Raw genomic sequence first — 13604 nt, 5'->3', positions numbered from 1 at the left:
CTGCCATCTCTTCCAACCTCGATCCGTCAATGATTCTCCGCAAACTCCCGCGAAGTGATCAGCGCCCACTGCAGATCCCTGAGGGCCTGCTCCCGGCTGGGGGTGTGCGCAATCAAACGCTCCAGTTCCTCGATCTCCTCCGGAGCCGGGAACCGCGAGAAGGCCGCCAGATAAAGCTCCTCGACAATCTCCGCATCCGAGGCTTCCCGCTGAAACAGTTCATAGACCCGAGCCCCCTCGGTCCAGAGCTTGTCGTTGTAGGTCGATCCCACCAGCAGGTGCAGGGCCTGGGTCAGGTTGGACTTGACGTCCCGCTCCGGAATGGAGAACCGGTTGGGACGCCCGAAGGTATCCAGGAAGATGGACTGATAGATGTCCGTTTCCTTGAGCTGGACGGCGCGCGTTCCCCTGGGGGGCCCGCCTTTTCCCTTCTTCTTGTGAAGCCAGTTGCCAAAAGTCTCGGGGACCCCGGTCACGTCGCAGATGGCATCCAGCAGGATCTCCGCGTCCAGGGGACGGCTCAGGGCTCGGGAGTAGTTGAGGCGGTCGGCCCGGTTGGTGTGGTTGACGGCGCTCGACAACTGGTAGGTCCGGGAGTTGACGATCCGGCGGAACAGGTGCCTGAGGTCGTAGCCGTTGCGGGCAAAGTCTTCTGCCAATCGGCGCAGCAACTCCGGATGGGTGGGTGGGTTGTTGCTGCGGAAGTCGTCCACCGGATCCACGATCCCTCGTCCAAAGAAGTAACTCCAGAAACGATTGACGGAGGCCTCGGCGAAATAGGCGTGGGAGGTGATCCACCTGGCCAGCTCGCCCCGGGGAAAGCCGGGGCCACTGAAGGATACCCGCGTGCCGTTCAGCAGGGTGGGCGCCACCTCCTGGCCGGTACGGGGGTGGAGGACCCGCAACTCGGTGGGACTGGGAACGTCGGCAGCCACCTCGCGGCCGTCGGGACTGTCGAAGACCACCGACTCCGGATTGGCGCCGAGCCTGAACATGGACCCGAAAAAGGCCGCCATGCCCCAGAACTGATCCTGGGTCCATTGCTCGTAGGGATGGTCGTGGCACTGGGCGCAATCCAGGCGCCGTCCCATGAAGACACGAACCTCCTCACCCATCATGTTTTCGGGAGGAGGCAGCACCAGGTAGGGGAGATAGTGCCTGGAGGCGGGACTGTATCCCTGAGCGGCGATCCGCTCCTCGGCCACCCGGTCGTAGGGTCGGTTGCGGGCCACGGCGTCCCGTATCCATTCCCAGTAGGACTGGCTCCACTTGGGATTGATCCCCACCGGAAAGACGGCCACCCGGAACAGATCGGCCAAGCGGAAGGTCCAGTAGTCCACGAACTCGGGGGAGTCGAGCAAGACCTCGATCAGCTTCTCTCTCTTTCGGGGATCGGAGTCGGCCAGAAACTCCCGCACACGGCCGGCGGGCGGAATGCGACCGGTGAGATCCAGGCAGACCCTGCGCAGGAACTCGGCATCGCCGGACAGCGGGGAGGGAAGGATGTTGAACTTTCTGAGCTTGGCCAAGACCTCGTCATCGATGAAGTTGACGCGGGGAAGCTCCGGATAGTCGGGAATCCACTCGGCAACCACGCCAATCCTGGATTGCACTTCGTAACCGGCGCCGCGGACCAGGATATTGGACTCGCCGGGATTGAGAGCCCGCACCAAGCCCTGTCCGTCCAGTTCGGCCACTTCCTGCTGCTTGGATTCGAAGCGCACCCGGTGGGTCAAGTCCTCCCGGGTGCCGTCGGAGAGCAAGGCCGTCACGATCAACTGGCGGCTCCCTCCCTCCTGCAGCAACCCTTCCCGGGGAAACACCTCCAGTCCTTCCACCTTGGGCCGGGCCACACCGTTTCCCTCACGGAAAGGTGCTCCCCGGCCGATCCAGTCCAGGATCGCCCGGTAGTCCTCCGAGCCCTTCTCCAGCCGCAGCCCGCCCCCGTGGGCAACCTCCAGGGCGGGTTTCCTCAGCAGCAGGCTGCGTTCGGGCGCCTCGGTGTCAACGCGAGGAACGATGGGCTCGCCGGGCTCGTCGGTCAATACCTGGTAGACGCCGCCCTTGACGATCCAATCGTAGTCCCGACGGGGGTGCGCGGCGTTGATGGAAAGCCTGAAGCCGCCCTGGCCCTTGACCCCGGCGTGGCAGGCAATGTCGTTGCAGCCGCGGCGGGTGAGGATGGCGCCGATCTCTCTTTCGAAGCTGAATGGAGGAGGACGGGCCGAATCGATGACAGCCACGGTGGCCCTGGCTTTCAAGGACCCGACAGTCACCTTCAGGGTGGTCTCCCCGTCCCCTGCCGCCATCACCCGACCGGCCGAACCGAGTCGGGCCACCGCGGGATCGGCCAGGGAGAAGCGGGCCCGGGCGGTCACGTCCTTTTTGCGCCCCCCGGCAAGGGTGGCCACCACCGAGAACTGCTGGGAAGCGCCCTTCCACCTCAGGGTGGTCATTTCCGGCGTCAGGCGCAGGGAGAGGGGGTCCAACGCAGAAGGCTCGGCACCTGCCGTGGACTGGAGCGCAGGGATCAGCAGAATCCCGGCAGTCAGGGCCGAAACTATCAGGGGCCGGGAAAGGCAAGGGGCATGCTTGCGCATCGCATCTCTATCGATCAGGGGACACCCGCCTATTATCTCTTTCCGGGCCATTCTTTTCAACCGGCTTCAACGCCGCCCGGGTGGAGGTTGGGGCCGGAGCCACCACCATCAACAGCAGATCCTTCACCGGAGTCATGCGGCCCATGCGTCCATCTTCCACCGGTTGAGCCATCACCGTCACCGGGACCGGGACCGGCGTGGGTGGGGCGTCGGCCGCTGCCACCAACACCAGGGTCGCTTTCCGGCTCCGGGAAACGTAGCGCTCCTTGCGACCCTCGTTGACCGCGGGAGGAGCATCGGGCTCCGCCCGGGTGCCCGCCACCGCCGTCACGCCCGACGGCAACCCCGCCAGGCTCAAGGCGATGCTGCCCTCGAAGTGTTCCTCCTCGTCTGCGACCAGGCTCAGTGGAGTGGCCGTGCCGGCGACCAGGTTCAAATGGTCCTCCTCCACGTGGATCTGGCCCATGTGAGGCACCTGGGGACGGATCAGGACTCGGTAGGCCATCGAGGGACCGCCGAAGGCCGCCGTGATGTCACGGATCTCCAGTGTGAATTCTCCCGCCCGGGGGAAGGAGTGAATGACCTTGGGTCGGATCTGCTTCTCGATCTCGGTGTTGGCATTCAATATGGAGTGCACGTTGGTCAGGACTTCGGCGCCCTCGGCATCCACCATCTTGAGGTAGGGGTTGAAGACCGGCACCGTGGCGCGGGGAGTCTGGATCTCCAGGGCAACGCGGTCACCCACCTTGGCCGCAAACCGCACCCGGTCGATATCGCCCGGATGCTCGATGGTCCCTGCCAGCAGCGCCGGCAGCGTAACCACCATCGCCTTCGAGGCTTCGTCCGTGGCTCCATCCAGTTCGATGAGCGGAATGGACTCCGGCGCCGGGAGCTCCCGCGTTCCGGCCTGTCCCCCCGCAGCCGGCTCCCGATCGGACCGAGGCCGTGGCGGCGATGCCGTTCGCGCCCGCAGCGCTTCCATTCGATCGGTTCGAAGCTCCCGAGTCCAGCTTCGTTCCTGCCAGAGTTCCCCGCCCGAGCCGATGGAGGCCGAACCGGATGCCTTCCCGTTCTCCTCGTCCGAATCCCTGGCGATCCGCAGAAGGTAGGGGTGATCGGGACCGCCCTCCCCCATAAAGCCGCTGATCCGAACCAGGTATCGGCCGGCCTCCCCGAACCGGTACCTCAGGACAGGCTCAGTGCTCAACTCGGGATAGGACACCGGCTCGTCGCTGAAAGCCAGCCTGCGGGCGCGGTCGGGGCTGAACCAGCTCCCGTCGGGCTCATAGAGCGTAATGGCCATATCCGAGAGCGCCAGCGAGCGCACCTCGAACCGCAACCGCTCTCCCTCGGCAACGCTGAAGGCGTAGTAGTCCACCTCGGCAGGCTGCCCGATGTTCCCGTGAACCGCCACGGGCCACTCGGGCAAGGGCTCGGCCTCGGAGGCCAGATCGTGAGAAGGACGCCTCTCCAGATGGCCGGGCTCGGCGTGCACGTGAAAGGTCAGGGGAGGGGAAAGGCCGCGAGGAGTGATCGCCCTCAGGCTGCGGGGACCCGGTCGGGCGCCCGGATCCACCTGAATCCGCAGGTCGAGCAACTGCACCGGCTTGGCCCCGGCGTCCGACTGGGGCGTCTCTTCGGGCTTGGGCCCCTCCTCGTTTCGGAGGCCGAGCACGGTCGCAGCGATTCCACCGGAGTCGAACCAGAGCTCGCGGGCTCCCTCCAGCCCACGCCCCCTGAGAGTCCCCTGAAACTCCTCTCCAGGACGACCTCCCAAGGGAAACATCGAAAGGATTTCGGGCGGACCGGAAGAGTCGGCCTCGGCCGGACAGGGGAGGGGCTGAAGCAGGACCAGCAGGCCGGTGACCATCCATCCCCGGCTCAAGGGGCCGGTGGTTCTGCAGGAAAGGGCCACGACGATTCCTCGATCTTGGAAGGCCGGCGGGGGCCACCCGATCGGTGAACCGATCCGGGTGTCCTGTCTCAGAAACAAGGGTACCATCTCCGATGGGGGTTCGACAGAGAAACGGTTGGTTCGACCTGCCTGGTGCGGGCAGCGAGGCCATTTGCAAAAGGCTCCATGGTCAACTCCACCTCCCCCCGCCTCCGAAATCCATTGATACTCTTTCAAAGAGGGTCTACCCTGTCGGCGGACCCAAGCGGAGAAAACCATGGACCCCGCTCCCCGATTCAAGCAGGCCAGAGACCGCGGATGCGCCTTTCTGCTGCGCCATCAGGGCATCCGGGGAGAATTTCCCCGGAGCCTGCCGGCGCTGGACGACTACTACAAGGTCCTTACCGCCTTTCAGGTCTGCGGCCACAACGACGCCGCCAACCGCCTCTGCCAGTGGATTCGCACCCGGGGAATGACTCCCGGGGGCGATTTCGGGCCCAGGAAAGAAGCGGCCTCCGGTTACTCCTGCGCCTATTTCAACGCCTGGGTCATCCTGGGAGCACAGAGGCTGGGGCAGCTCGACCTTGCCACGCGGGGAGTCCACTTCCTGTTGAGGTTTAACGACGAGGAGACCGGAGGCTTTTTTTCAGACCCCACCGAGCGCACTCCGGAGACCAGGCAGGACCTGATGGTGGTGAGCCTGTGCGGACTGGCCTGTCTGTCCATGGGCAGGACCGAGGAGGCCTTCGGGGCCGCGGGCTGGTTGAAGAACCTGATGGAGGCGCAGCCGGATTTTCCGAAGCGGTTGTACACCGTCTACAGCAGACTGAACGGTCTGCATACCACGTTCGAACCGGATGAAGCTCTAAGGCATGTGGTGGCGGCGGACTCCCGCACCGACCAGGCCTTCTTCAACCCGGGAATCGCCGCCGGCTTCCTCTGCCGGCTGTTCCAGGTCACTCAAGAGAGGCAGTGGCTGAACCTGGCCATTGAATACATGCGGTTCGCTGAAGGGGCCAGTGACGAGCTCTTCCGACTGATCCGGGCCGGCAAGGTGGGCTGGGCCGCTTCCCTGCTGTTCCGCATCACAGGAGAGGAAAAATATCGGGCCATGGCCCTCAGGATCGGCGACAATCTGATCCGGCTGCAATCCAGGCAAGGGTACTGGTCGGGAGTAGGACAGCAGACACCCAACTTCGATTCCACGGCCGAACGCGTGGTCTGGATGGACGAGATCGCCCAGATTGGCGGAGGATGAGACCTGCCGGCCGGACTGACGCCATGAGACGGATCCTTCCGGTTCCGAACCCGGATTGACAAGCAGGGAGGCTGACCATGCTGATCATCGACGGGGATTACCCCATGGCCATTGGCGCCATGGACCTGAATCGCGACCTGACCCTTCCCCTCCCGGAGGTCAGGCGCACCGCTCCCGACCGCTTCGCCGAGAAGAGCCGACCGGATGCCGAGACCATGGCCTCCCTGCCGGAGATGCGCCGAGGCGGTATCGCCGCGGCCCTGGTCAAGGTTGTGGCCCGCCACTACCGGTCCGGGAGCCCGTTGTGGGGATACCGTGGCCCCGAGGTGACCTACGCCGCCGCCCGGGCTCAACTGGCCTACTACCAGATGCTGGAGGTGCGCGGCGCGGCCAGCATCCTGCGGACGGGTTCGGATATTTCCGACCACCTGCAGTCGTGGTCGAACAGTGAGTCTCAGGACGAACTGCCCGTGGGATTCATCCTCGGCATGGAAGGAGCCGACCCCATTCTGGAAACCGGTCAGATGACCCGGTGGTGGCAGGACGGAATTCGAGTCATCAGCCTCTCCCACTACGGACTCAGCACCTACTGCCACGGCACCGGCACCGGGACCTCAGGGGGCCTGTTCCCGCCCGCCAAGGCCCTCTTGCGGGAGATGGACTCGGCCGGAATGATCCTGGACGTCACCCACGCTTCCGACGCTTCGGTCCGGGAGGCCCTGGATCTGTTCGGGGGTCCGGTGCTGGCCAGCCACCAGAACTGCCGGGCCATCGTCCCCGGAGAGCGGCAGTTCCCCGATGACCAGTTGCGAGCCGTGATTGGGAGGGGCGGAGTCATCGGAGCCTCCATGGACACCTGGATGCTGTATCGGCCCGGGCTGGACTGGGGTGGTCCCATTCCTCCCCGGCGCAGCGTCTACTCCAAGGAGGCGGTGACGCTGGAGGACTACTGCGACCACATCGACCATGTCTGTCAACTGGCGGGCAACAGCCGCCATGCCGCCATCGGCGGGGACACCGACGGCCAGGGCGGAAGCGGAGGGGCTCCGGCGGAAATCGACACCGTGGCCGACTACCGGAAGGTCGCGGAAGTGCTGGAGCGGCGGGGCTATTCCACCGAGGCCATCGAGAACGTCATGCACCGCAACTGGCAGCGGTTCTTTGAAACCCACCTGCCCCAGTCCCAGGACGCCGGTCCCGACAACCCTGCCGAAGGAAGATGAGATTGCGCCGCCTTTTCCCTGCCGGTATCATTTTTCTGGCTGCCCTTGCGGGCGGTTGCGGGAATTCCGACCCCCAACAGCCGGACCCCATGCAACCCGAGACTTCCAAGCGCTACCTGGCCTATTTCGGCACCTTTACCCGGGGGGAGCACGGCGGCAAGGGCATTTATGTCAGCCGCTTCGAGGTCTCCAGCGGCAGGCTGAGCCCCATCCGCCTGGCCCTGGAAGCAGAGGACCCCTCCTACCTGGCCGTCCACCCCAACCGGCGCACCCTCTACTCCACCAACGAGGTGGGAGGCCGCCCCGGAACGGTCAGCGCCTATGCCATCGATCCGGCAACCGGCGGGCTCAGTCTGCTCAACCGGGCGCCGGCCCAGGGCAGGGGCACCTGTCACATCAGCCTCGCCGGCGACGGCAGCATGTTGGCCGTGGCCAACTACGTCACCGGCACCGTGGCTTCCTACCCGGTGCTCGGAGACGGCCGGCTGGGTAAGACGGTCAGCATCATGCAGCACCGCGGCGCCGAGGCGCCCCATCCCCATTCCGCCAACTTCGCGCCGGACGACCGCTTCCTCATCGTGCCCGACGTCGGCACCCACAAGGTCCACCTCTACCGGGTCGACCCGGCCAGGGCAATGCTCCAGCGCCACGACCCCGCCGAATTCCCGTTCCGGCCGGGCAGCGGCCCCCGCCACCTGGCCTTTCATCCTTCCGGCCGGTTCTGCTATATCCTCGAGGAGACGGGAAACGCGGTGATGGCACTGAAGTGGGACGAGCGGAGCGGGATCCTGGAGGAACTTCAGCGGATTCCCACGGTTCCGGCATCCTTCCCGGGGGAGACCTGGACCGCCGAGATCGTGGTCCACCCTACGGGCAAGTTCCTCTATGGGTCCAATCGCGGGCACGACTCCATCGCCGTGTTCTCCATCGACCCGGACAGCGGCCGCCTGAGCGCCGTCGACTACACCCCTACCCGGGGCAGCTACCCGCGAAACTTCAACCTGGACCCCACCGGCAGGTGGCTGATTGCACTGAACCGGGAAAGCAACACCGTCGTCACCTTTGCCGTCGACTCCCAGACCGGCAGACTCACGCCCACGGGGCAGGTGCTGGAGCTGTCCAGCCCCTCCTGCCTCCGCTGGGTGCCGCTGGGTGTAGAGTGATGGCAGTCACCCCACAGCCGTCCTGCCGAGTGGTCTGTTGAAGGGGGCTTCCGGCTGTCTCTGGCCTGGTGACCGGCCTGGTCGACTGACCGGAATCGATGGAAAGGAGTGATTGGCAGGAGACTAATGCACAGAGGGGTTTATTTCAGGGCTGGCATGGAAAAAGGACCGAAAGTGATTTGATGAAAGCTCATGCCTCCGCATCCAGCCCGATTTGGACCATCACGGTGTCCCGACCTTGGGCAGATCGATCCACTCCCACCACTCGACAATGACGATTCCACCGGCGCTACCGCCGCCGACCAGTGTAGCCTGAACCCCGTGTACGTTGGCTGGCCGCTTCCAGGTTCGACTCTCGGTACAAATCTCCATCTTCTGGGCCAGGTCCTGCTGCTGAACCGGCGAGGCGTAGCCAGGGTCCGGTTCGGGTGATTGTGCGGACCAGGCCCAGGCGGGGCTGCCTGCCACCACCGCGGCGATCGGGAGGACAACGCCGAGAACGCTCAGTCTATTCATGTTCGATCCCTGGGGCTTGTGAGGTGGACCTCGAGATTTTTCGGCCGAGCAGGCCCACCCGGGAGCGTGGGCGTCCCGCCCGCATGCACTCCCGTTCGGTGCCGCTCAGTTTCCCTGCGATGCCGCACCCAGACAGCCTGCCGGCGGGAACGGCATGGGCTCGGCCGAGGCAGAGTCGTGGCGCCCTTGCCGGCCGAACCGGGTGGAGGAGATGGCCGAGGCTGTGCCAAGACTCTTGCGGGCGAGACGCCCGCGCTCCCGGGTGGGCTTCATCCCGTGACGTCGTCGCAGCAAGGGAGGTCCATCGGTCTTTGAGTCCATTCGTGGTTCATCTTCAACAACCATCGGCAGTTCCTTCCTCCGATGAAGCGCCCGGCAGGGAGGGGGCGGGACTTGTCCGTGAACTCTGAATGAGAACCCCGGGCTAATCCTCTTTGGACGTCGTCTTCAAGGCCTGTTTGACGTCCGCAAGGATTTGAACCCTGAATTCCTGAAGTTTCTCGTTCAAGGCGATACTGAGGTTCTTCTCGATCCGATCGAGCGAAGCAGCAACCTGTTTGAATTTGGCGTCGTGCTCACTAAGTTTTCCCCCTAGTTGAGCCAACCTGATATGGCTCTCTCTAAGCCCTTGATCCAGGGTTTGAGTCGCGACCGTAGCTGCATCGAACACCAGTTCGGTCAATGCTTGCGCAAACTTTGCAGAGTTACCGATTGCTCTGGGAGGGACCATGAGGCTATATCCTTCTGTTTGGAGTTGGCTTTACTCTGAATGGCGCCCCGGATAGTTCCCCTTGGCCTTGCATATGCCGGAGAGACACCAGGCTAATGTATGGTCGAATCTTTCTGGTTCTCCTGATTTTCGGGACAGCACTCAATCGCCGAATTGACGGTCGGCGGACCATTCACCTCGCCAATCCGGCGTGGATAGCTGCAGCGCCCAAACAATCAGAAAACGTATAGACGGCTTGTTGCCGGCCATATCGCAAACCGGTTGGGCCTTCGCTTCCCTTGGCACGGCTTGGCTCACTGCCACCGTCCCGCCGGTTTCTGCAGCGGCAGAGTTGCGATGGCGGGACCGCTACGCGTCCGGCGGACCTGGCCCTTGTCAGGCCGGGCGATGAGCAAACCCAGGCCATTGCCCTGTGTCCCTTGAGACGTGGCCGGTTTAAGCCGCTCCGTCTTTTGACCTCGTCGTGACGTTTCGAGACACTCAGGGATAATCACGAGTCGGCAGGGACACGATCTCGCTCCGGGCCAGAGCGTGGGTACTCGAGAGCGGCCCCTGAAATCTGAAGGTGCTGCACTCTCTGTGCTTCCAATGGTTACCTAAACCCGCAACAATGCTCTATTATGTAGGTATTTACATGTCTATATTATGAATAGTAATGTTATAAGTATGTTATTACTATGAACTTACCCATCTGGACGTCATATTTACCCTTGGTGCAACTTGTCCCGTCTCGATTTCCGTCCTTCCCTCGAGACGGAGCGCAACGGTCCGGAACCGCGTTTGATTTCAGATTGGGAGGAGGATATGGAATCGAAGAGTCCCAACCAATTGATGCAGGAGATCCAGGAATTGCGGGACCGCATCTCCAAACTGAGCGCAGCCAGCCTGCGCATCAGTGCAAGCCTCGACCTCGACACCGTCTTGACAGAAGTTGTGGAAAGCGCCCGCGAACTGACCGGTGCCGTCTATGGTGGGATCTCGACGATCGGCGAGTCGGGGCAGCCAGAGGACTTCGTCTCTTTCGGCTTTGCTCCAGAGGAGCACCGCCAGCTGATGGACTGGACCGACGGGCGGGGGGTATGCGAACAGTTCCGGGAGCTTGACGGTTCGCTGAGACTGACCGACCTGCACAGTTACATCCGGTCGCTGGGCATTTGTCCGCTCCCGATATTACCGAAGACCGTTCAGGCGACGGCTCTCCGACACCAGGGCGCGCATGTGGGCACTTTCTTTCTGGGTGGAAAGTCAGGCGGACTAGAGTTCACCGACGAGGACGAGGAGGTACTGGTGTTGTTTGCGGCGCAAGCGGCGACGGCGATCGCCAACGCACGCACCTACCGTGACGAGCATCGGGCCAGGGCCGACCTGGAGGGTCTGGTCGATACCTCGCCGGTGGGCGTGGCGGTTTTCAATGCCAGGACGGGCCAGCCGGTATTGATCAATCAGGAGGCAAAGCGAATCGTCGAGGGCCTGAGCCCGGAAGAACACTCCGCGGAGCGGTTGCTGGAGATCGTGAAGTGCCGCCGCGCCGACGGCCGCGAGATATCGTTGGAAGAGTTCCCCCTGGCACAGGTGCTGAGCAGCGCGACCACGGTGCGCGCCGAGGAAATCGTGGTCGAGGTGCCCGGCGGCCGGAGCGTCACCACGCTGATCAACGCCACGCCGATCCGTTCCGCGGATGGCGTGATCGAGTCGGTAGTCGTCACCCTGCAGGACATGGCGCCGCTGGAGGAGCTGGAGCGGTCACGGGCCGAATTCCTGAGCTTGGTTAGTCACGAACTGCGGGCGCCGCTGACCTCCATCAAGGGTTCGGCCACTACCGTTCTGGACGCTTCTCCAGCCCCGGACCTGGCCGAGATGCTGCAGTTTTACCGCATCATCGAAGAACAGGCCGATCATATGCGGGGCTTGATCAGCGACCTGCTGGACGCCGGGCGCATCGAGGCGGGCACTCTGTCGGTCATTCCGGAGCCGGCCGAGGTAGCCGACCTGGTGGACCAGGCCAGGAACACTTTCCTGAGCGGAGGCGGCAGGCACACCATCCTGATCGACCTGCCTCCGGACCTGCCCCCGGTTAAGGCCGACCAGCATCGCATCGTCCAGGTTCTGAACAACCTCTTTGCCAATGCCTCGAGGTACTCTCCCGAGACCTCCCCCATCCGGGTCGCAGCCGCGCAGGATGGGGTTTACGTGGCGGTCTCGGTCTCCGATGAAGGCCGGGGCATTTCGCGCGAGCAGTTGCCTCACCTGTTCCGCAAGTACGCGCGCCTGGGAGACCAAGATGCCGGGATCAGGGGTTCGGGCCTGGGGTTGGCCATCTGCAAGGGGTTGGTGGAAGCCCACGGGGGCCGCATCAGGGCCGAGAGCGGCGGAGCAGGCCTGGGCACGCGCTTTACTTTCACCATTCCCTTGGCCGAGCAGGCCGGAGGGCGCGCTGCTACCGGCTTTGCCGGAGGCACCTCTCCTCTGCCCCGGCAAGGACCGGAGGAAAATCGCATCCTGGTGGTGGACGACGACCCGCTGACCCTCCGCTACGTTCGGGACGCCCTCTCGGCCGTGGGCTACTCGCCGCTCATGACGGGCGACCCACGGAAGGTGTCCCACCTGATCGAGACGAAGAAACCCCAATTGGTCCTGCTCGACTTGATGCTGCCCGGAACCGATGGCATCCAACTGATGGAGGAGCTTCCGGCCATGGCCGACCTGCCGGTCATCTTCATCTCCGGATATGGAAGGGACGAGACGATCGCCAAGGCCTTGCAGATGGGAGCCGCCGATTACATCGTCAAGCCCTTCTCGCCGACGGAACTGGTAGCCAGAGTCCAGGCGGTCCTGCGCAGATTTGCAGCGCCGTCCGAACCTTTCAGGCTGGGAGACCTGGCCATCGACTACGAGGGACGCCGGGTCACAGTGAGCAGTAAACCTCTGGAGCTGACGGCGACCGAATTCGATCTGCTCAGGGCACTTTCGGTCAACGCGGGACGGGTCCTCAGCTACGATTCGCTGCTGCGCAAGGTGTGGGGCAGACGCGCATTCGGCGATCCTCAACTGGTTCGTACCTACGTGAAGAGGCTCCGCCGCAAGCTCGGCGATGACCCGTCCAACTGCTCCTATATCTTCACCGTACGCCGGGTCGGCTACCGCATGGCCAGACCGAACGATCTGTGAGGGACGACTCCGGTGAGAAGAGGATCCGGAACTTGGGTCCACGACAGGGCCCGGATCTGCTCAGCCCGGCCCGCCTCCGCCGGGGTGGCGCCGGGACAAGTCCATGGGGCGTTGGCGACGCCGCCGGCTATCTGCTACCATGAGGCCCGCAAGGTCCTGTCATAGGGGGTGGGCATGGTGACTGCGGAAGAGCGGTATCTGTTCGATCTCAACGGCTACCTGGTGCTGAGGAAGGTCCTGCCGCCGCCGGTTCTGGCTGCCATGAACGAGAGCATCGACCGGCTGGAGACCCTGAGCGACCAGGAGGTGGAGGCCCGCAACCTGCCCCGGAAGTACCAGCAGGACAACGTCTATGCGCAGGTGGGTCCGGAGCCGCAACAGGGCCTGGCGGACTACTCCGGCAACATCCTTCCCTGCGGCGGCCCCTTCGAGGAGTTGATCGACTGGCCCGCTACCCTTCCCTACCTGGAAGAGACCATCGGGGTACCCATGCGGCTTGACGCGGCCAGCTTCATGTCGCGCCGGGGCGGTGGAGGATTCGTTTTCCACCACGGCTACGCCGAGATGCTGCCCTACAGCGAATATGCCTTTGAGCAGGAAGTTTTTCGCTGCGCCAGCATCAAGATATCCTTTGCCCTGACCGACGTGGGCGTGGAGGACGGCTGCTTTGCCGTCATCCCGGGAAGCCACAAGAGTCACTTTCGCAACCCGCTGGTGGGACAGATTCCCGATCCTGCCCATCCGCTGGTGCGGCCTCTGCCCTGCGAGGCGGGAGACGCCGTGCTCTTTTCCGAGGACCTGTCCCACGGAGCCGTGGAGAACCGGGGCTCCAGAGTGCGCCGAACCCTGTTCTATTCCTATGCCCCTGCCTTTCAGTGCGCCTGGGGCCGGTTGACCGAGGTGGCCCCCGGCTTTGAGTCGCGGGCCAATCCGCGCCGTCTGGAGCTGGTCCAGGGACCGGCGCCGTTCGAAAACGCACCCGCCGACCTTGTCACCGTATGAGTCCAGGCGGGCGAGGTCGCGCCGGTAAGGCAACACCGCTGCCGGACCGC

Annotated in this window: 10 protein-coding genes; 5 read left to right on the top strand and 5 right to left on the bottom strand. The window is 64.0% G+C overall.

Features of this window, described 5'->3' with window-relative positions:
* Positions 1-26: 26 nt before the first annotated feature.
* On the bottom strand, positions 27-2600 hold the full coding sequence (locus OXI69_16355) for a DUF1553 domain-containing protein (protein MDE2667716.1): 2574 nt from the start codon (positions 2598-2600) through the stop codon (positions 27-29).
* Positions 2601-2607: 7 nt separating this feature from the next.
* A complete protein-coding gene (locus tag OXI69_16350) occupies positions 2608-4515 on the bottom strand; it encodes a hypothetical protein (protein ID MDE2667715.1) in 1908 nt (635 codons plus the stop codon).
* Positions 4516-4771: 256 nt separating this feature from the next.
* Between OXI69_16350 and OXI69_16345 the strand changes: the two genes are divergently transcribed.
* The 3 genes from OXI69_16345 (at position 4772) to OXI69_16335 (ending at position 8138) form a co-directional block, all read left to right on the top strand.
* Positions 4772-5752: a hypothetical protein gene (locus OXI69_16345; GenBank protein ID MDE2667714.1), complete on the top strand. Its 981-nt coding sequence runs from the start codon at positions 4772-4774 to the stop codon at positions 5750-5752.
* Positions 5753-5829: 77 nt separating this feature from the next.
* Positions 5830-6975: a membrane dipeptidase gene (locus OXI69_16340; GenBank protein MDE2667713.1), complete on the top strand. Its 1146-nt coding sequence runs from the start codon at positions 5830-5832 to the stop codon at positions 6973-6975.
* Positions 6972-8138, top strand: a complete 1167-nt coding sequence (locus OXI69_16335) for a lactonase family protein (GenBank protein ID MDE2667712.1) — start codon at positions 6972-6974, stop codon at positions 8136-8138. Before OXI69_16340 ends, OXI69_16335 begins: the two co-directional genes overlap by 4 nt.
* Positions 8139-8360: 222 nt before the next feature.
* Here OXI69_16335 and OXI69_16330 read toward each other — a convergent pair whose 3' ends face one another.
* The 3 genes from OXI69_16330 to OXI69_16320 all read right to left on the bottom strand — a co-directional run bounded on the left by OXI69_16330 (position 8361) and on the right by OXI69_16320 (position 9384).
* Positions 8361-8654 carry a hypothetical protein gene (locus OXI69_16330; GenBank protein ID MDE2667711.1) on the bottom strand — a complete coding sequence of 98 codons (294 nt, stop codon included), beginning with the start codon at positions 8652-8654 and terminating at the stop codon, positions 8361-8363.
* A gap of 105 nt (positions 8655-8759) precedes the next feature.
* Positions 8760-8975, bottom strand: a complete 216-nt coding sequence (locus tag OXI69_16325; GenBank protein MDE2667710.1) for a hypothetical protein — start codon at positions 8973-8975, stop codon at positions 8760-8762.
* 103 nt (positions 8976-9078) lie between these two features.
* Complete coding sequence (locus tag OXI69_16320) at positions 9079-9384, bottom strand: hypothetical protein (GenBank protein MDE2667709.1); 306 nt, start codon at positions 9382-9384, stop codon at positions 9079-9081.
* Between the two features lie 804 nt (positions 9385-10188).
* Between OXI69_16320 and OXI69_16315 the strand changes: the two genes are divergently transcribed.
* The gene (locus OXI69_16315) at positions 10189-12552 is read left to right on the top strand and encodes a response regulator (protein MDE2667708.1); all 2364 of its coding nucleotides are present in this window, start codon (positions 10189-10191) and stop codon (positions 12550-12552) included.
* Between the two features lie 174 nt (positions 12553-12726).
* Positions 12727-13554: a phytanoyl-CoA dioxygenase family protein gene (locus OXI69_16310; protein MDE2667707.1), complete on the top strand. Its 828-nt coding sequence runs from the start codon at positions 12727-12729 to the stop codon at positions 13552-13554.
* Positions 13555-13604: the final 50 nt, after the last annotated feature.

Source organism: Acidobacteriota bacterium (genome assembly GCA_028875575.1).
Lineage (GTDB): Bacteria > Acidobacteriota > Terriglobia > Versatilivoradales > Versatilivoraceae > Versatilivorator.
Note: the sequence above shows the minus strand (reverse complement) of the source record. Positions and strands in the feature narration are given on the sequence as shown.

Bases quoted from the DNA above. Each gene is read 5' to 3' on its own strand.
- OXI69_16315 (MDE2667708.1), top strand. From the start codon at position 10,189: ATGGAATCGAAGAGTCCCAACCAATTGATGCAGGAGATCCAGGAATTG.
- OXI69_16330 (MDE2667711.1), bottom strand. From the start codon at position 8,654: ATGAATAGACTGAGCGTTCTCGGCGTTGTCCTCCCGATCGCCGCGGTG.
- OXI69_16345 (MDE2667714.1), top strand. From the start codon at position 4,772: ATGGACCCCGCTCCCCGATTCAAGCAGGCCAGAGACCGCGGATGCGCC.
- OXI69_16335 (MDE2667712.1), top strand. From the start codon at position 6,972: ATGAGATTGCGCCGCCTTTTCCCTGCCGGTATCATTTTTCTGGCTGCC.
- OXI69_16340 (MDE2667713.1), top strand. From the start codon at position 5,830: ATGCTGATCATCGACGGGGATTACCCCATGGCCATTGGCGCCATGGAC.
- OXI69_16310 (MDE2667707.1), top strand. From the start codon at position 12,727: ATGGTGACTGCGGAAGAGCGGTATCTGTTCGATCTCAACGGCTACCTG.
- OXI69_16355 (MDE2667716.1), bottom strand. From the start codon at position 2,600: ATGCGCAAGCATGCCCCTTGCCTTTCCCGGCCCCTGATAGTTTCGGCC.
- OXI69_16320 (MDE2667709.1), bottom strand. From the start codon at position 9,384: ATGGTCCCTCCCAGAGCAATCGGTAACTCTGCAAAGTTTGCGCAAGCA.
- OXI69_16325 (MDE2667710.1), bottom strand. From the start codon at position 8,975: ATGGACTCAAAGACCGATGGACCTCCCTTGCTGCGACGACGTCACGGG.